Below are 17,833 nucleotides of genomic sequence, written 5' to 3'. Positions count from 1 at the left end.
CGCGTATCCCACCCTTACGACCGGGTACGGTGGGGTGGGTTTCCCCGCCGGCCGGGGAAGCGGTAAGGTGACCTCCATGACGACGCGGAGTGAAGGGCGCTGGTGGCGCCGGCTGGGCTGGTCCTTTCTCGCGGGAGCCTTGCTCGACACGGGTTTCGGGTTGGCGATTCTGCTCGTGCCGGGGCCGGCGGCGCGGCTGCTGGGGGTCAGCCTGGTCGCGCCGGCCGTCTACCTCGACCTCAACGGTCTGTTCCTCGTCGCCCTGGGGGGGATCTACCTTTTGATCTTCCGGCAACCCCGGCGACTGGCGCCGGTGGCGGTCGTGGCCACCTGGTTGCGCTTCGCCGGCTGCGCCCTTTTCGCGGTGGACGTGGTCACCGGACGCGCCGATGAGATTTTCGCCCTGATCGCTGTCCTCGACGGCGCCCTGGCGCTGGTCCACTTCTTCTTGCTGCGTCGCGCCGCAGGGTCACTGGTCAATGCGTTGAGTCAATGGGAGACTCCTCCTTCCCCGGGTGCCGGGGAGGAGTGAGGAGCGGCGCATGTCCTATCTGGCCGATCTGGTCCGCAGGGTGGGCGACATCACAGTGTTGACCGGCGCGTGTCTGCGGGAGTTGCTGCGCCGTCCCTTCGAGTGGGCCCTGGTCAGCGAGCAGATGTTCCGCCTCGGCGTGCGGTCGTTGCCCCTGGTGGGCCTGACCATCGCCTTTACCGGCGCGGTGATGGCCCTGCAGGTCTCCTACACCCTGGCTGCCTACGGGGCCAAGCTCTACGTGGGTAGCTTCGTCGCCGTGACGTTGATCAAGGAACTCGGCCCCGTGCTCACCGCGGTGATGTTCGCCGCGCGGGTGGGCGCCGGGATCACCGCCGAGCTGGGCTCGATGAATGTCACCGAGCAGATCGACGCCCTGCGGGCGTTGGGCGCCAGCCCGGTCAAGAAGCTCGTCCTCCCGCGGTTGGTGGCCTTGATGGTGATGGTTCCCATTCTGACCATGATCGGCGACCTGTTGGGCATTCTGGGGGGGATGTACGTGGCGGTGGCGGAGATCGAGCAGGGAGCGGGCTATTACTGGTCCAAGGTGCGAGAGTTCCTCGTCCTCGGTGACCTGCTTTCGGGAGTGGGCAAAACCTTCTTCTTCGCTTTCTTCATCGGCATCATCGCCTGCTACAACGGGTTGAGCACCCGGGGGGGGGCCTCCGGGGTGGGGCGGGCGACGACGAACACGGTGGTGGCCGCCTCGATCGCCATCTTCACCAGCAACTTCTTCCTGGCCAAGCTTTTCCTCGTCCTGCAATCCACCTTCGGAGGGGCGTCGTGGTAGAACCGCTCCAGCACGGCACCGAGGACTTCTCCTGCGCCGACGAGGAGGGCCGGCAGGCCTTCATCTGCCTGCACGGCATCCACAAGCGCTTCGGCGACAAGGTGATCCTCGAGGACTTTTCCCTCAACGTCTTTCCCGGCGAGACTCTGGTCATTCTCGGCGGTTCGGGCACCGGCAAGTCGGTCAGCCTGCGCCATATCATCGGCCTGATCCGTCCCGACAGGGGCGAGGTGTTGGTCGACGGCCAGGAGGTGCATACCCTGCGGGAGAGCCGGCTCGTGGAGGTGCGTCGCAAGGTGGGCTACCTCTTCCAGGGCGGGGCCCTGTTCGATTCGATGAATGTTTACGACAACATCGCGTTTCCCTTGCGGGAAGCCGGCTGGAGTGCCACGGACATCGCCTCGAGAATTCCCGAGGTGCTCGCGCTGGTGGACCTGGACGAGGATGTGGCGGCGCAGATGCCTGACTCCCTTTCCGGAGGCATGCAGAAACGGGTGGCCCTGGCTCGGGCCATCGCCGTCAAGCCCCGCGCGATTCTCTATGACGAACCCACCACGGGGCTCGATCCGGTCACCGCCAACACCATCAACGAGTTGATCCGCTCGATGCAACAGCGCCTGGGAGTGACTTCGGTGGTGGTCACCCACGATATCCAGTCGGCCTTCCGTGTGGGAGACCGTATCGCCTTTCTCTATCGGGGAAGGATCCGTTTTCTCGGCACCGTGCAACAGGCGCGGGAGACCGATGACCCGGTGCTCGCGGCCTTCATCGCCGGTCGCAGCCTGGAGGAGGGACGAAGCGATGCGTAGCTTGGCCGTCGGCCTGGTCGTGATCTTGGGTCTGGCGATTTTCATGGGGGCCGTACTCGTCGTCGGACAGGAAACTCACCTTTTCGCCGCCAAGATGACCTACCGCACCAACTTTCCCGATGCCTCGGGACTGCGGGTGGGTTCGCCGGTGACCATCGCCGGCGTGCGAGTCGGCACGGTCGCGCGCATCGTGTTGCCCACCAACCCGGATTCCGAGGGCATCGAGGTCTTCCTCAGCGTGGACCGGAGCTATGCCGCCAGGGTCCGGCAGGGAACCGAGGCCTCGCTGGTAATCCTGCAGTTCGTGGCCAACGAGAAGTCCGTCGACCTTTCGCCCGGCGACCCCGACAAGAATCAACTCGGTGACGGGGCCTTCATTCCGCCCGCGGTGCAGCAGGCGATTCTCGAGCAGGGGCGCACCATCGCTTCGACCCTGGAGTTGGCCACCAGCGACCTGAGCGAAATCCTCGGCGCGATCCGTCGCGGAGAAGGTCTGCTGGGCAAGGCCATCGTCGACCCGGAGTTCGGCACCGAGGGGCTCGAATCCCTGCAAAGGGCTCTCGACGCCTCCGAAGCCCTGTTGGCGCGGGTCAATCGAGGGGAGGGCCTGATGGGGCGCATGGTGTCCGACCGGGAATTCGCCGAGGCCGTGACGGGGGACCTCAAGACGGCCACTTCCGGCATCGCGGCAGTGGCCCAGCGCATCGAGCGGGGCGAAGGCCTGCTCGGCCGGCTCAGTACCGGCAGCGAGGGGGAGGCCCTGGCCGAGGATCTCCGCCAACTGGGCCGGGCCCTGCGCTCGGTGGCCGACGGCCTGGAGCATGGTGAAGGGCTGGCCGGGGTCCTGCTGCGGGACGAGGCCCTGGCCGAGCGCGTTTCCGCCAACCTCGACGAAACCCTCGCCCGCCTGGCGTCCATCAGTCGCAAGATCGACGAGGGGGAGGGGACCCTGGGGCTGCTGGTCAACGACCGGGGTCTGTACGACGAGGCCCAGACCCTGGTGACGGGGGTGCGCTCGAGCCGGCTGGCCTCCTGGCTGATTCGCCGCTATCACCGGCGGGGGGAGAGGGAGCGGGAGAAGGCCGAAAAGCGCCGCAGCCGGGAGGAAGTCCCGGAAGGCGCTGGCCTGACGGGGCCCGAGGCGACATATTGGCCTCCGTTCCCCGGTGCGGACAGCCGCGGGGAGCGGGCTGCCGTGGAGGCGGCGGAGGCGATGCCATGACTCAGTCGGAAACGGTGGCGGCGATGAAGAACGCGCTGCTCGAGAAGATTGCCAACAAGACGGCCCGCGTGGGTGTGGTGGGCCTGGGATACGTGGGTCTGCCCCTGGCGGAGGTCTTCTCCCGGTCCGGGCTCGAGGTCCACGGATTCGACGTGGATCCCAAGAAGATCGAGGCGATCCGTGCCGGGCGGACCTACATCGGGGATTTGACGGACGATCAGGTCCGGGCCCAGGTGGAGGCGGGCCGTCTGCACGCCAGTTGCGACTTCGATGGTCTGGCCGAAATGGACGCGGTGCTGATCTGCGTGCCGACCCCCCTGCGCAAAACCCTCGATCCGGACATCTCGTACGTGGTCTCCTCGGCCCGGGAGATCGCCCGGCGCCTGCGTGTGGGGCAACTGGTGGTGCTCGAGTCGACCACCTACCCGGGAACCACCGAAGAGGTGATCCTGCCCCTGCTGGAGGAGAGCGGCCTGAAGGTCGGTGAGGGCTTCTTCCTCGCCTTCTCCCCCGAGCGGGTCGATCCCTCGAATCCCCAGTACAAGACGGAGAACACGCCCAAGGTCGTCGGCGGTACCACAGCGGGCTGCCGGGAGGTCGCCGAGGCTCTCTATCGCACGGCGATCCCCGCCGTGCACGTGGTCTCGTCGGCCCGGGCGGCGGAAATGGTCAAGCTGCTCGAAAACACCTTCCGCCTGATCAACATCGGCCTGGTCAACGAGGTGGCGGTGATCTGCGAGAAGCTCGGATTGGACGTCTGGGAGATCATCGACGCGGCGGCCACCAAGCCCTTCGGCTACATGGCGTTCTATCCCGGACCGGGGCTGGGTGGGCACTGCATTCCGATCGATCCCCACTACCTGAGCTGGAAGCTCCGCTCGCTGAACTACTTCACCCGCTTCATCGACCTGGCCTCCGAGATCAACCGCTCCATGCCGGCCCACGTGGTCGATCGCCTGGCCGAGCTCCTCAACGAGGTGCGCAAGCCGATCAAGGGCTCGAAGGTTCTGATCCTCGGCGTGGCCTACAAGCGGGACTGCGCCGACACCCGGGAGTCGCCGGCGGAAGACGTGATCCACCTGCTGCTGCAGCGGGGCGCCGAGTTGAGCTTCCATGATCCCTACGTGGCGGCCTTCTCCGTATCGGGGACTTCGATCCCCGCGGTGGATCTCGATCCCGCCATGCTGCGCGAACAGGACGCCGTGCTGATCATCACCGACCACAAGGGCGTCGACTACGAGAAGGTCTGCCGGGAGGCGGCCCTGGTCTTCGACACGCGCAACGCGACCCGCGACGTCGGGGACAAGAGCAAGGTCGTCCGTCTCTAGGAGGGTCCGTGGCGAGTACCTACCTGGTCACCGGGGCGGCGGGCTTCATCGGCTCCCACGTCACCGACCGGCTTCTCGAGCGCGGCGACCGGGTGGTGGGCCTGGACAATTTCGACGACTTCTACGATCCCGGAATCAAGCGCGCCAACCTCCGCCGATGGGATGGCCACGAGGCCTTCCGCCTGGTGGAAGGGGATATTCGGGATCGGGAGCTGGTCCGCCGGCTGATGGCCGCCGAGTCGGTCGACGTGCTGGTGCACCTCGCGGCTCGGGCCGGCGTGCGGCCGTCCCTCGAGCAACCTGAACTCTACGCCGATGTCAATGTGCGGGGGACCACGGTGCTGCTGGAGGCTGCCCGCCAGGCCGGCGTGCGGCGGGTGATCTACGCCTCGTCTTCATCGGTCTACGGGGGCAACGAGAAGGTGCCCTTCTCCGAGGACGACCCGGTCGACCACCCGGTCTCGCCCTATGCCGCGACGAAAAAGGCCTGTGAGGTCATCGCGCACACCTTTCACCATCTCTACGGCCTGGATACCATCGGGCTGCGCTTTTTCACCGTCTACGGGCCCCGGCAGCGCCCGGAAATGGCGATCCACAAGTTCACACGGCTCATCGACCAGGGCCGTCCCGTGCCCATGTTCGGCGACGGTAGCAGCGAGCGGGACTACACCTACATCGACGACATCGTCGCCGGCGTGCTGGCCGCCATCGACGCGGCCCGCGGATGCCGGGTCTACAACCTGGGCGAGTCGGCCACGATTTCCCTGGCGGATCTGGTCGCTCTGATCGGTCGCGCCCTGGGTCGTGAGCCGCAGATCGAGCGCCGGCCCTTCCAGCCCGGCGACGTACTCCGGACCTGGGCCGATGTCTCGCGCGCCCGGCGGGAATTGGGGTACGATCCGCAGGTTCCCGTCGAAGAGGGGATCGAGCGTTTCGTCCGCTGGTACCGGGAGTCGGCCCCCTGAATCCGGACGGGGTTCCTGCAGACGACCGCGCCGGCGCAAGCGCCAGGGAGGCCGCGAAGAGATGAATATCGCCGTCATCGGCACGGGGTACGTGGGCCTGGTTTCCGGGGCCTGCTTTGCCGAGTTTGGGACCACCGTCACCTGCGTGGACAGCGATGCGGCCAAGGTCGACTCGCTCCAGGCGGGCAAGGTGCCGATCTACGAGCCCGGACTCGAGCAGCTCGTGGCCCGCAATACCGCCGCCGGTCGGCTGCGCTTTTCCACCGATCTCGAAGAGGCCGTGCGGGACAACCTGGTGCTCTTCATTTGCGTCGGCACCCCCCAGGATCCCCATGGGCGGGCCGATCTTTCGTCCGTGCTCGCCGTGGCGGGATCGATTGCCGAGGCGATCAACGGTTACAAGGTGATCGTGATCAAGTCCACCGTGCCGGTGGGCACGGGGGACAAGGTCGAGGCGTTGATCGCCGAACGCAGCGGGGGCGGGCATCCCTTCTCGGTCGCCTCCAACCCCGAGTTCCTGCGGGAAGGTGCGGCCCTCGAAGATTTCATGCGGCCCAACCGGGTGGTGATCGGCACCGAAGAGGAGCAGGCCCGGGCGATCCTGGAGGATCTCTACCGCCCGCTCTACCTGATCCAGACCCCGATCCTCCACACCTCCCGCCGCACCTCGGAACTGATCAAGTACGCCTCCAACGCCTTCCTGGCGGTGAAGATCTCCTACATCAACGAGATGGCCGCCCTGTGCGAGAAGGTGGGGGCCGATGTCCACGACATCGCGCGGGGCATGGGGCTCGACCAGCGTATCGGGCCCAAGTTTCTTCATCCGGGACCCGGCTACGGCGGTTCCTGCTTCCCCAAGGACACCCAGGCGATTTTGGCTACCGCCGAGGAGTTCGGCGAACCCCTGCGGATCATCGGGGCTGCGGTGAGTGTCAACGATGATCAGCCGCGGCGGATGGTGAACAAACTGCGGGAGGCGGTGGGTGGCGAGTTGAAGGGCCGGACGGTGGCCATGCTGGGCCTGGCTTTCAAGCCCAACACCGACGATGTGCGGGAGTCCGCCGCGTTGAAGATCGCCCACCAGGTCCGGCGGGAGGGGGGTCGGGTGCGGGCCTTCGACCCGATCGCCGTGGAGACCGCCCGGGCCGCCGGCTTCGACGGCGAGATCGGCGAGGACGAATACTCCACCTGCCGGGGTGCCGACGTGGTGGCCCTGGTCACCGAGTGGAACCAGTTTCGCAACCTGGACCTCCAGCGCCTGAAGGAGGCCCTGGCCCGGCCGGTGCTGGTGGACATGCGCAACATCTACGAGCGCGAGGACGTGGAGCGGCAGGGCTTGCGCTACATCGCCGTCGGGCGTTAGACATTTCCCAAGGCCGGCGGTGAGGACCGGCAGGAGGTAGGACCTTGCGAGTTTTGGTAACGGGCGGTGGTGGATTCATCGGCTCCAACCTGGTGGAGGCCCTGCTGCGCCGCGGCGACGACGTGCGCGTGATCGACGACTTCTCCACCGGACGCCGCTCGAATCTCCAGCAGGTGGAGGCCTGGCGCGCCCTGGGGGGCGGCAGCTTCGAACTGCTTGAAGGTGACATCGTCGATGCCGAGACCGCGCGCCGGGCCGTGGACGGGTGCGAGGTGGTGCTGCACCAGGCCGCGATTCCCTCCGTGGCCCGCTCGGTGGCCGATCCCGTCAGTTCCCACCGGGTGAACATGGACGGTACCCTCAACCTGCTGCTCGCCGCCCGGGACCTGGGTGTGCGCCGTTTCGTGGCGGCCTCCTCCTCGTCCCTCTACGGTGAGTCTCCGGCATTGCCCAAGGTGGAGACCATGACCCCCGCGCCCCTCTCCCCCTACGGCGTGGACAAGCTGGCGGCGGAGACCTACTGCCGCGTCTTCACCCATCTCTATGGACTCAAAACCGTGGCCCTGCGCTATTTCAACGTCTTCGGGCCGCGCCAGGACCCCGGCTCGGAGTACTCGGCGGTGATCCCGAAATTCGCCTCGATGATGCTGGCCGGCCAGGCGCCGACGATCAACGGCGATGGCCGGCAGACGCGGGATTTCACCTTCATCGAGAACGTGGTGCAGATCAACCTGCTGGCCGCCGAGGCCCCCGAGGAGGCCTGTGGCGAGGCTTACAACGTGGCCTGCGGCGAGAGGATCTCACTGCTCGACCTGGTGGACCGCCTGAACAAGATTCTCGGCACCGCTATCGAGCCGGTGCACGGGCCGCCCCGGGCCGGTGACATCCAGCACTCCCTGGCGGACATCTCCAAGGCCGAGCGCCTTCTCGGCTACCGGGTCAAGGTGGGGCTGGATGAAGGCCTGGCCCGCACGGTCGAGGCCCTCCAGGAGGCCTAGTCCGTGCTCGACCGGGCCGTGATCCTCGCCGGAGGCGGCGGCAAGCGCCTGTGGCCCTGGACCGGTCCGGATCGGCCCAAGCCCCTGCTGCCCCTCGGCGGAGACGGGCGCAGTCTGCTCGAGGCCACCGTCGAACGCCTCCTGCCGCATCTGCCCCTCGAACGCATGGTGCTCCAGGCCGAGCCTCGTCTCGGCCGCCGGCTCCTCGAGGCCTGCCCGCGCCTGGCGGGGCTTCCCCTCGGCGAGGAGCCGGCCCCCCGGGACACGGCCGGGGCCGTCACCCTGGCCATGGAGCGGCTGCGCCGGGAGGATCCCCGGGCCGTGGTGGGTGTGTTCCCCGCCGATCACCGGGTCGCGGATATCCGGGCCTTCTCCCGGACCCTCGGCACCGCCGCCCGGGCCGCCCGGGAAGGGGCCCTGGTGATTCTCGGCGTACGCCCGGATCGGCCCGCCACGGGCTTCGGTTACGTGGAAGCGGGTTCCGCCGACGGCGGGGTTCTCCCCGTGCGGCGCTTTGTCGAAAAACCCGATGCCGCCGCCGCCGCCGAGTACCTGGCCGGTGGCCGGCACTTCTGGAACGCCGGGATCTTCATCTGGCAGGCGGAGGTCTTCCGCCGGGCCATGGACCGGCACGCTCCGCAAGTGGCGTCGGCCGTGGAGCGATACGTGGACTCGGGACGTTTCCAGGAATGGGAACAGGTACCCCGGACCTCCATCGACTACGCCTTGCTGGAACGGGCCGGGAAAGTCGTACTGGTGCCCCTCGAGGCGGGCTGGAGCGACATCGGCGGATGGGAAGCGGTGGCGGCCCTGGCGGCGCGGGGCGACGCGGGGCCCGCGGTCTGCCTCGAGGTGCGCGGCGAGGGGGCCGGGGACAGCGTCGTGCTGCGGCTCGACGGTGCCGGGGGGCGGGCGGTGGTGCTCGGCGAGGGCGGTCGGATGGTGGTGATCGGCCCCGAAGGCGTGCTCGTCTGTCCCCGCCATACTTCACAGCGGGTCAAGGACTTCCTCTCCTGATCCGAACCGCCGGGCCCTGCCGGATTCTCGCCGAAACAGTCCGCGATTGCCCGAAGGGGGCCGCATGCATTATGTTGTCAGCCGACTGGCCCGGTCCCGTCCGGTCCGGGTGTGGGGAGAGTGCCCGATGCAGGATCGTCCCGCCGAGATGGCTCCCGAGCAGAACGCCGAGGGGGATTGGAGTCTGAAAGCCGTTCAGCGTCTGCTTTGGCAGCGACGCTGGCTGGTGGTCGCCATTGCCGCCCAGGTTTTCATCGTCACCGGCCTGGTGACCTTCCTGCGCACGCCGCTCTACGACGCGTCCGCCCGGATCCTCATCGAACGTTCCACGCCCAAGGTGCTGGAGTCGGACGACGTGATGCCGATGGTCTGGAACGAGTTCGAGATCCAGCGCTTCTACCAGACCCAGTACCTGCTGATCAAGGACGCCAAGGTGCTGATGCGGGCACTCCATCGGGAGGACTACCCGATTCGTGAACGCATCGTCGAGTTGTTGACCTCCAGCGACGAGGAGAGCGCCGACGCCACACCGGACGACAAGCGGATGGCCCGCTGGATTCGTGAGCGGCTGAAGGTCGAGCAGCTCGAGTACTCCAGCGTGGTGGGGGTGAGTTTCCGGCATGCCTCGCCGGAACTGGCCGCCGACGTGGTCAACGCCGTGGTCCATGCCTACCAGGATTTCTTCGTCGAAGAGATCGGTCTCGCTCCGCGGAGGCGGGCGCTGGAAGTGATCGAAGACGGCATCGAGGAGGCCAACGCCGAGCTGCGGGAGATCGAACGCGAGCTGGAGCTGGCGACCCGGACCCACGATGCGGCGCTGGTGGCTTCCGACAGCGACATGCGCCGTACCCGGCTCGAGCGTCTCGACGCGACCCTGACGGAAGCCAAGTCCCGCCGGGCCAGTGCCGAGGCCCGGCTCCATGCCTACGAGCAGGCCGAGCCCATGGCCCTCGACGTGGTGCGTTCGAACCTGCAGGTGCTCAAGTATCACGAGCAACTGGCGTCGATCCAGGCCGCGATCGCCGACATGGAAGGCAAGGTGGGGCCGAACTGGCCTCGCCTGCGAGAGTTGCGCACCGCCGAGCAGGAGACGCGGCGGAATCTGCTCGCCGAAGCCGAAAAGCTCTACCACCAGGCGATCGCCGGCGCCCGGGCGGACCTGGTGGCCGCGCGGGAGCAGGAGCAGCGCCTGCGCCAGCTCTACGAGCAGGAAAAACGGCTGGCCAACGCCAAGCAGTACCAGGCCAGCGAGGTGGAGTCGCTTCGCCGGGAGTACGAGCAAAAGAAGGCCAACCTCGAGCGTCTGCTGGCGCGCCGGGAAGAAGTGGCCCGCAGTTCCGACCTGCGGGAGATCCTCGAGCGCCAGGTGGCGATCATCGGGCCGGCCAGCGTGCCGGAGAGTCCGGCGGTCCCCCGGGTCAAGCTCAACCTGGCGCTGGGCCTGGTCTTCGGCCTGTTCCTGGGCGTGGGCGCGGCCTTCCTGGCCGAGGCGATGGACAACAAGGTCCGTGGAGGCGCCCACCTGGCAGAACTGACCGGGCTGCCCCTTCTCGGGAGCATTCCGCGCCTGGTCACGCCCCACAAGCCGCGGCTCGCCTTCTCACGCAAGCGGAGCGGCACGACACCGATGATGGCGGCCCAGAGGAACCACGACGTGGAGGAGGCCTTCCGCGCCATGCGCTCGGCCCTGCTCCTGGCCCAGGCCGGGCGTCCGCCGGCCTCGCTGATGGTCACTTCGGGCTTGCCCGGGGAGGGCAAGAGCACCATCGCGGCCAACCTGGCTCGCACCCTCGCGTCCTTCGGCCATGGGGTGGTGCTGATCGATGCCGACCTGCGTCATCCGCGGCTGCACAGGGTCTTCAAGGCGGACAAGAACCGGGGCTTGACCAACGTGCTGGCCAGCACCCTGCCCATCGAGGACGTGGTGGTGCCGACGGTCTATCCCAACCTCTTCCTGGTGCCCGGGGGGCCCTGTCCGCCGGATCCGGCGACCCTGCTCGACCGGCGGAAGCTCAGCGAGGTGGTGCGTCGCCTGGGAGAGCGTTTCGAGTTCGTGATCGTCGACACGCCCCCGGTGCTGGTCTTCGCCGACGCCTTCAACATCGTTCCGGCGGTGGAGGGGACGATTTTCGTCGCCCGCTCGATGGCGACCCAGAAAGACGCCGTGCGCCAGGCCATGGAAGCCCTGCGCAAGGTCAAGACGCGGCTTGTCGGTGTGGTCCTCAATGGCGAGATCACCGAGGAGCGTTCCGGCAGCTACTACCGCTACTACCACTACCGGCGGGGCTACTACCGCAAGGCCATGGAGCGGCGGGCGAAGGGGGAGACCGTCCCCCAGGCGCCGCCGGCCCAACGGCCCGAGACGCGACGTCGTTCCGCCGGAGGCTGACGGCCGGGCCGGGTGACCGGGAAGCGCCCGCGGTCACGGTCTTCTCGAGAGATCGGCGAAAAAGCGCCGGACCTCCGGGTGGGAGGGGTCGATCTTCCGCGCGTTGCGGTAGGTCTCGAGGGCCTTGCGGTACTCCCCCCGCCCCCGTTCGAGCTGGCCGAGGAGGATCAGCGCGCGCAGGCGCGTGGGGTCGGGAAGAGGGTTCTTCCGGGCGCTGACCGCTCGCTCGAGAAGTTCGATGGCCTGTTCCTTGTCGCCTTCCTTGACGTGTACCAGGGATCGGTAGTAGTCGATCCAGGGCCGGGCTTCTCCTCCGGCCTCCAATGCGTCGATGGCCCGGCGCATCTCCGCTCCGCGCCCGAGGGCGGTGAGAGCCTGGATCCGCGTGCGCAGGACAGCCCGCCGCCAGCGCGGGTCCTCAGGCAGGGGCCGGGCGTCGAGAATCTCGAGGGCGCGCTCATGGCGGCGCGCTCCCGACTCCCGCTGGGCCAGTGCGACGCGGAGCTGCCAGGCCTCGGGGTGCCGCTCGAGGGCCCGGGTGAGGACGATCCTCGCCCCGGCCGGATCCTTGCACTCGAGCACCAGGTAGCGGGCGAGCTGGGCCGCGGCCCCCGGCGTATTGGGCGTGGCTTCCATCAGGTCGGCGAGGGCGAGCCGGGTGCCGCCGAGGATCTCCCAGGCCTCGCGGGCCATCGACGGGCGCATGGCGAGCAGGTCGCGGACCACCTTGCGGGCCTTGTCGGGGCGGCCGGCGAGCATCCACTTGCGGGCCAGCACGAGCCTGCGCTGTCGATCCGCGGGGGCCAGCTCGAGGGCCCGGTCCAGGTAGTGGTCGAGCAGTCGGCCGACCTCCGGTTTCCGGCCCAGGCGCGCGGTGTCGAGGGCGACGAGGGACTGGCCGGCCAGCCACTGGGTGATGCGCAGTTCGCTGCGGAGGGGCGCGCGACGGGCGGAGCGCTGGAGGGTCAGCCAGGCTGCGGACAGGGCCTGGCGGGCTTCCTGGCCACTTCCAGGCCCCCCGCGAGCCGCCTGGCGAAGCACCCGGTCGATCTGCTGTCGGGACCACTTCCGGGCCGACTCCACGGCGATCAGGCCCCCGGGAGGTGTTTCGGGCCACGCGGGCAGGGGCCGCAGACTCACCAGGCGCACGCCCGTCGCCGTCACCAGGACCAGGCTCAGGGCGAGCAAGGTCCGGGGCCAGGTGGCCGGCCCGCTGTCCGCCGGGCGGCCCGGGCCCCACGCCACCGGTGCGAAGAGCGCGCCGGCGAGCAGGGCCGCCGGAATCGCCACACCGGGAAGCTGGAGGGAGAAGTCCACTGTCTCGTGCAGGCCGAGGGCTGCCAGCCCCGCAACCATGGCGGCGGAGAGCGGGCGCTCCGATCCCTCGGAGCGCAGGATGCGCCTCGCCGCCAGGAGCAGCACGGTCAGCCAGGCCACCAGCAGGAGCGCGCCGGGCAGGCCGGTATCGCTGATCCATTCCAGGTAGTCGTTGTGGGCGTGGACGAAGCGGGTGTTGGATGCCGCGCGGCGGTAGAGGGGGTGCAGGTAGCGGAAGGTGCCGATACCGCTGCCGCTGCGCCAGAAGTCCCCGACGATGGCGACGGCCGAACCCCAGATGCCCACCCGGCCCCCCATGTCCACCGAGATATTCTCCACGTCGTTGGCCAGGGGCTCGGGAGGGCGGATCCAGGCCGCGCCCGCGACCAGGGCGATGATCAGCGCCGCACCCGCGGCGATGCCGGTCCAGCCCAGGCCCCCGCCTTCCCGGCGCCCGGAGCGGAGCAGCCAGAAGAAAAGCAGCATGCTCAGGGCCGCCGCCCCCAGGGCGGCGCGGGAGGAAGACCAGATCATCGCGATCAGGATCACGCCGGCCACGGTGGCGGCCAGAGAGGTCTTCGCCCGCCGGTCGCCGGCGCCGGGGCCGGCGCGGAGCACCTCGATCAGGAGGCCCAACAGGGCGAACAGGCCCAGCGAGAGCAGGGCGGCGAAGTGGTTGGGGCAGATGAAGGTGCCGCTGGCCAGGGGACGGTAGTGCTGCTTGGCCCAGGTGAAGATGTGGTGGTGTCCCGAGAGGGATTCGGCCAGGCCGTAGACGGCCTGCAGGGAGGCGCTGGCGCCTATGGCGGCGAGCAGCAGGCGTCGATCGCGGTCGTCGCGCACCGCCAGCAGGCCCAGGCAGAACGCCCCGAAGGCCATGGCCAGGCGCAGGAGGCCGTCGAGACCGCCGTCGGGATCGGCCACCAGGGGGTGCCAGGTGGTCTCGTCCCGCTCGCCGCCCGCAACGGCGCTCAGCTCGCGTTCTCCCTGCGCCAGTCGCGGATCTTCGTCAGGGCGGCAGAGGGAGGCCCGGGCCTCGGCGGCCAGCCGTGGTGAGAGCCAGTCCACCGCCGTGGGGGGCAGGGGGACGAACTGGAAGCCGATCCAGGCCCCGGTGACGGTGATCAGCAGGGCGAAGGCGGCGGGCGGGCGGGCCAGGCGGCTGCGGTCGGTCCAGAGCAGGGCCAGGCCGGTGGCCGTGGCCAGGGCCAGCAGGATGACCGCCATCGGGGGCGTGCCGCCGAAGGGCAGGGGGGCGACGAGCGCGAGAGCGACGGCCAGGAGCAGGGCCGCGCTGCGGCCATGGAAAGACATGACTCCTCCCGCCCGGCCGGAATCCCCCGGCCCGAGAAAGCCGTTTTATATCGTGGACGCCCGCCCGGGTCCATGGGCATCACCGGCGGCCCCCTCGCCGCCCCCGCCGCGGCTCACCCGGCCCGGTTCGTGTGGCCCGGCATCCTCCCCGGGGTGGGCGCCTGGCGGCCTGGCCGGGGGCGCGGCGAGGAGGTGGGGAGAGGGTGTGGAGGACGCGCCCCGGCGGGATCGGGCGATCCGGCGGTGGGGGGGCGGGTGTGGGCCTCCCGCTGTTCCGGCTCGCACCGCCGGGTGGGTGCGGGTGTGGCGGGGGGAAGGTAGATTGACCGCCATGCCGATGCCGGAGACCATCGGAGCCGGGGTGCTGGCGGGTGTCGCCTGGCTGGCCATCGCCGCGGCTCTCTACGCCTACGCGGGCTATCCGCTGCTGGCCGCGTGGCTGGTGCGGCGCAGACCCCTGGCCCGGGCGGCGCCGCCCGTCGCCTGGCCGGCGGTGAGCGTTTTCATCGCGGCCCGCAACGAGGCGCGGGTGATCCGCCGACGCATCGACAACCTGCTCGAACAGGAATATCCCGGACCGCTCGAGGTGCTGGTGGTCTCCGACGCCAGCGACGATGGCACCGATGGTCTCGTCGAAGAAGTGGCCGATCCGCGCGTGCGGCTGTTGCGCCAGGAGCCGCGGGAGGGCAAGACCGCGGGGATCAACCGCCTGGCCCGGGAGGCCCGGGGGGAGATCTTCATCCAGACCGACGCCAACGTCATCTTCGCTCCCGGTGCCGTGCGGGCCCTGGTGGAAGCGTTGACACCGCCCGAGGTGGGGGTGGCCATCGGCCGGGTGCGCTTTACCAACGAGGACGATCCCCTGGTGGCTGCGGGCGAGGGCCTGTACTGGCGCTTTGAGAACTGGACCAAGCGCATGGAGGCCGAGCGCGGTCTGCTGGCGGTGGCCAACGGGGGGATCTACGCCCTGCGCCGGGATCTCTGGCAGCCCCTGCCGGCCTTCATCTCGGGGGACGCCGCCGAGCCCCTGCTGGCGGCTCGCGCGGGCTACCGGACCGTCGTCGCCGAAGGCGCCCTGGCGTACGAGCGGGCGGCGGATTCCCACCGGGAGGAGTTCCAGCGCAAGGCGCGGATCATCGCCCAGCAAGTGGCCTGTGCCCGATGGATCGGCTTGCCGGGACTGCCTGTCCGCATCGCCTGGGCCTATCTCTCCCACAAGCTGCTGCGTTACCTCGTGGCGCCGATCGGGGCGCTGGGCCTGATCGCGGGCCTGGCGGCGGCCGCCCTCGGCTCGGTGGCCGGCGCGGTGGCCGCGGCCCTGCTGGCCGCCCCCCTGTTGACTGCTCCTCTGGGGTTGCTGCCCTGGCCCGGTGTGCCGGGTAAGGTGTTCAAGCTCCCCCTCTACCTGGTCACCGTCAACCTGGCGGCGGCCGCCGGGCTGTGGCGTGGCCTGCGTGGCCGGGCCCAGGCCACCTGGGAGGTTCCCGACTCCACCCGCCGCGCGGCTCCTGATTGACGAGTCGTGGGGGCTCGGTAGGATGGGCCCTTCCCGCTTGGCACCCTCCGGGTTCTTCAGGGGTTCGGATGAAGATCCTCGTCTTCCTCATCGCCGCCCTGGCGGCCTCGGGGCTCGCGCCCCTGGCTCGCGCGCTGGCCCTGCGCCTGGGGGCGGAGGATCGTCCCGGCCCCTCCCGCAAGATTCATGACCGTTCCATGCCCCGCCTGGGCGGACTGGCCCTGGCGGCGGCGGCGGGGGTGGCGGTGATCTTCGCGGCCTGGATCGGCACCCCCGGCGGTGATCTGATCCGGGAGTTTCCCCAGCCCGTGCTGCGACTCGCCCTGGCCGGGCTGGTGGTGGCCCTGGTGGGCATCGTGGACGACATCCACAACCTGGGTCCGTGGCCCAAGCTGGCGGCCGAATGGATCGCCGGCGGCCTGGCCTTCTGGGCCGGCTTTCGGATCGAGGTGCTCGACCTGGGCTTCGCTTCCTTCGGCCTGGGCGTGCTGGCCCTGCCGGTGAGTTTGTTGTGGTTCGTGACGATGATGAACGCCCTGAACCTGATCGATGGGCTGGACGGCCTGGCGGCCTCCCAGGCCCTGATCGCTCTGGGGGCGTTGCTGATCCACTCCCTGCTGCACCGGGGCGCGGTGGCGGGCACCCTGTCGGTGGCCCTGGCGGGAGCGACCGTGGGCTTTCTGGTGCACAACTTTCACCCCGCACGGCAGTTTCTCGGCTCCTGCGGCGCCCTCCCTCTGGGGCTGGTCCTGGCCGCCCTGGCGGTGGGCACCGTGCAAGGTCGTGCGGGGCTCAATCCCGTGTTGCCCGTGCTGGCGGTCGGCGTGCCGTTGCTGGACATCGTGCTGGCGGTGGCCCGGCGTCTGCGCCAGGGACGCTCGCCGCTGTCCGCGGACCGCGGACACCTGCACCACCGGCTGCTCGATGGGGGCCACGGGCAGACCCGGGCGGTGCTGCTGCTGGCCGCGTTGGGGTCGGCCTTCGCCGTGCTGGGCCTGACCAGCGAGCTGCTGCCGGCTCCCTGGCGCCTGGCACCGTTGCTGCCGGCCGGAGGGCTCGCCCTGGAGGTGACCCGGCGGCTGGGATATTTCCGTTCACAGGTCCGGGCGACTTCCGCCGGAGACCACCGGTGAGGGGGCGGCCGGCCGACGATGCCGCCCTGGTCGAGGCCCTGTGTCGGGGGTTGCACCCCGCCAGGCCGGATGTCGAGGCGCTGGGGGCGGTGGCCGCCTCACCCCGGGGCCTCGACCTGGCTCTCGAGCACCTGGTGGTCGGCCTGGTGGCCCGTGAACTCGGCGCAGCCGGGGCCCTGGCCTCGCTGCCCGAAGACCGGCGCCAGCGGTGGCGGCTGCGACTGATGGAAGTCCAGCGCCAGCGCGCCACCCTCGATGAAGCGGCCGATGCGGCAGTGGCGGCCCTGGCCGAGGCCGGGATCGTCCCCGTTCTGCTCAAAGGCGCCGCCCTCGGGCGAACGGTCTACGCCGAGCCCCACCTCAGGCCGATGAGCGACGTGGATCTGCTGATCGATGCCGGCCGGCTCGCCGGGGCGCTGGCGGCGCTGGCCCGCGCGGGAATGCGCGTGCCGCCGGAGGAGGATGTCGATTTCTGGCGCCGGGCCTACTACAACCTGCCGGTGGAGTGGACCGGTCGCGGCAGCGTGCAGATCGAGATGCACTGGTCGATCTCGCAGCCCGACCGCCATCCGGTGGCGGTGGCCGGGCTGCTCCGGCGGGCGGTGAGCTTGCCTGCCGGGGTGGGGCGTGTGCTCTCGCCGGTGGACCTGCTGCTGCACCAGGCCCTGCATCACTCCTACCACTTCTTCCAGCCCAAGCTGATCTGGGTCCATGACCTGGCCCTGCTGCACCGGGATCCTCCCCCCCTCGAGCCGGTGCTCGAGCGGGCCCGGCAGTGGGGCATGCTGCGTCCCCTGGCCCTGTCCTGTCTGCAGGTGGAGAAGGTCTATCCCGGCTGTCTGACCGAGGCCTATCGTCGTTGGGCCGCGGACTACCGGCCCGCCGTACGCATCGAGCGGCGCTTCCGCAGCGCCGATCCGGTGGCCCTTCTCGATGGCTGGCAGCGCCGGCGCCGACAACTCGTGTTGAGCTTTCTGATGCTCGATGGGCGGGCCCAGCGCCTGGGCGCCATGGCGGGATGGGTCGGGCGGGTACTGCGCTTCGGCGACCGGGAGGGGCACCGGCGCCTGGAAGCGTTCCGTCCCCGCGAGAAGTGACAAAATGGCGGCGGCGCGTTTTCGAACCCGCCCCGAGGAGGCT

14 protein-coding genes are annotated in these 17,833 nt (G+C 69.6%); 13 read left to right on the top strand and 1 reads right to left on the bottom strand.

Annotation, left to right across the window (positions count from 1 at the left end; translation table 11 throughout):
* Positions 1 to 76 precede the first annotated feature (76 nt).
* The 10 genes from Q9Q40_02035 (at position 77) to Q9Q40_01990 (ending at position 11,413) form a co-directional block, all read left to right on the top strand.
* Positions 77 to 532, top strand: coding sequence for a hypothetical protein (locus Q9Q40_02035; GenBank protein MDQ7005990.1), 456 nt, complete (start codon positions 77 to 79; stop codon positions 530 to 532).
* A gap of 10 nt (positions 533 to 542) precedes the next feature.
* Positions 543 to 1,322 carry an ABC transporter permease gene (locus Q9Q40_02030; GenBank protein MDQ7005989.1) on the top strand — a complete coding sequence of 260 codons (780 nt, stop codon included), beginning with the start codon at positions 543 to 545 and terminating at the stop codon, positions 1,320 to 1,322.
* Between the two features lie 62 nt (positions 1,323 to 1,384).
* On the top strand, positions 1,385 to 2,131 hold the full coding sequence (locus Q9Q40_02025) for an ATP-binding cassette domain-containing protein (protein ID MDQ7005988.1): 747 nt from the start codon (positions 1,385 to 1,387) through the stop codon (positions 2,129 to 2,131).
* Positions 2,124 to 3,353, top strand: coding sequence for an MlaD family protein (locus Q9Q40_02020; GenBank protein ID MDQ7005987.1), 1,230 nt, complete (start codon positions 2,124 to 2,126; stop codon positions 3,351 to 3,353). The genes Q9Q40_02025 and Q9Q40_02020 overlap by 8 nt, the downstream gene beginning before the upstream one ends.
* Positions 3,350 to 4,681: a nucleotide sugar dehydrogenase gene (locus Q9Q40_02015; GenBank protein ID MDQ7005986.1), complete on the top strand. Its 1,332-nt coding sequence runs from the start codon at positions 3,350 to 3,352 to the stop codon at positions 4,679 to 4,681. Before Q9Q40_02020 ends, Q9Q40_02015 begins: the two co-directional genes overlap by 4 nt.
* An 8-nt stretch (positions 4,682 to 4,689) precedes the next feature.
* Positions 4,690 to 5,646 carry a GDP-mannose 4,6-dehydratase gene (locus Q9Q40_02010; GenBank protein MDQ7005985.1) on the top strand — a complete coding sequence of 319 codons (957 nt, stop codon included), beginning with the start codon at positions 4,690 to 4,692 and terminating at the stop codon, positions 5,644 to 5,646.
* Between the two features lie 61 nt (positions 5,647 to 5,707).
* Positions 5,708 to 7,009: a UDP-glucose/GDP-mannose dehydrogenase family protein gene (locus Q9Q40_02005; GenBank protein MDQ7005984.1), complete on the top strand. Its 1,302-nt coding sequence runs from the start codon at positions 5,708 to 5,710 to the stop codon at positions 7,007 to 7,009.
* 44 nt (positions 7,010 to 7,053) lie between these two features.
* The gene (locus tag Q9Q40_02000) at positions 7,054 to 8,007 is read left to right on the top strand and encodes an SDR family oxidoreductase (protein MDQ7005983.1); all 954 of its coding nucleotides are present in this window, start codon (positions 7,054 to 7,056) and stop codon (positions 8,005 to 8,007) included.
* A gap of 3 nt (positions 8,008 to 8,010) precedes the next feature.
* Positions 8,011 to 9,024: a mannose-1-phosphate guanylyltransferase gene (locus Q9Q40_01995; GenBank protein MDQ7005982.1), complete on the top strand. Its 1,014-nt coding sequence runs from the start codon at positions 8,011 to 8,013 to the stop codon at positions 9,022 to 9,024.
* A gap of 127 nt (positions 9,025 to 9,151) precedes the next feature.
* Positions 9,152 to 11,413 (top strand): polysaccharide biosynthesis tyrosine autokinase, encoded by a 2,262-nt coding sequence (locus Q9Q40_01990; protein ID MDQ7005981.1) that lies wholly within the window; start codon positions 9,152 to 9,154, stop codon positions 11,411 to 11,413.
* Between the two features lie 33 nt (positions 11,414 to 11,446).
* Here the strand turns inward: Q9Q40_01990 and Q9Q40_01985 are convergent, their stop codons facing one another.
* On the bottom strand, positions 11,447 to 14,044 hold the full coding sequence (locus Q9Q40_01985) for an O-antigen ligase family protein (GenBank protein MDQ7005980.1): 2,598 nt from the start codon (positions 14,042 to 14,044) through the stop codon (positions 11,447 to 11,449).
* A 331-nt stretch (positions 14,045 to 14,375) separates the two neighbouring features.
* Here Q9Q40_01985 and Q9Q40_01980 point away from each other — a divergent pair, with 331 nt between their 5' ends.
* The 3 genes from Q9Q40_01980 (at position 14,376) to Q9Q40_01970 (ending at position 17,790) form a co-directional block, all read left to right on the top strand.
* Positions 14,376 to 15,560, top strand: a complete 1,185-nt coding sequence (locus tag Q9Q40_01980) for a glycosyltransferase family 2 protein (protein ID MDQ7005979.1) — start codon at positions 14,376 to 14,378, stop codon at positions 15,558 to 15,560.
* A 68-nt stretch (positions 15,561 to 15,628) separates the two neighbouring features.
* Positions 15,629 to 16,693, top strand: coding sequence for an MraY family glycosyltransferase (locus Q9Q40_01975; protein ID MDQ7005978.1), 1,065 nt, complete (start codon positions 15,629 to 15,631; stop codon positions 16,691 to 16,693).
* Entirely contained in the window at positions 16,690 to 17,790 is a 1,101-nt protein-coding gene (locus Q9Q40_01970; GenBank protein ID MDQ7005977.1) for a nucleotidyltransferase family protein, read from the top strand. Before Q9Q40_01975 ends, Q9Q40_01970 begins: the two co-directional genes overlap by 4 nt.
* Positions 17,791 to 17,833 lie beyond the last annotated feature (43 nt).

Source organism: Acidobacteriota bacterium, assembly GCA_030949985.1.
GTDB lineage: Bacteria > Acidobacteriota > Polarisedimenticolia > J045 > J045 > JALTMS01.
This window is presented reverse-complemented; position numbering and strand designations above follow the sequence as displayed.

Coding starts and splice junctions, on each gene's coding strand:
- Q9Q40_02035 (MDQ7005990.1), top strand. CDS start 77: ATGACGACGCGGAGTGAAGGGCGCTGGTGGCGCCGGCTGGGCTGGTCC.
- Q9Q40_02030 (MDQ7005989.1), top strand. CDS start 543: ATGTCCTATCTGGCCGATCTGGTCCGCAGGGTGGGCGACATCACAGTG.
- Q9Q40_02020 (MDQ7005987.1), top strand. CDS start 2,124: ATGCGTAGCTTGGCCGTCGGCCTGGTCGTGATCTTGGGTCTGGCGATT.
- Q9Q40_02015 (MDQ7005986.1), top strand. CDS start 3,350: ATGACTCAGTCGGAAACGGTGGCGGCGATGAAGAACGCGCTGCTCGAG.
- Q9Q40_02005 (MDQ7005984.1), top strand. CDS start 5,708: ATGAATATCGCCGTCATCGGCACGGGGTACGTGGGCCTGGTTTCCGGG.
- Q9Q40_01990 (MDQ7005981.1), top strand. CDS start 9,152: ATGCAGGATCGTCCCGCCGAGATGGCTCCCGAGCAGAACGCCGAGGGG.
- Q9Q40_01985 (MDQ7005980.1), bottom strand. CDS start 14,044: ATGTCTTTCCATGGCCGCAGCGCGGCCCTGCTCCTGGCCGTCGCTCTC.
- Q9Q40_01980 (MDQ7005979.1), top strand. CDS start 14,376: ATGCCGATGCCGGAGACCATCGGAGCCGGGGTGCTGGCGGGTGTCGCC.
- Q9Q40_01975 (MDQ7005978.1), top strand. CDS start 15,629: ATGAAGATCCTCGTCTTCCTCATCGCCGCCCTGGCGGCCTCGGGGCTC.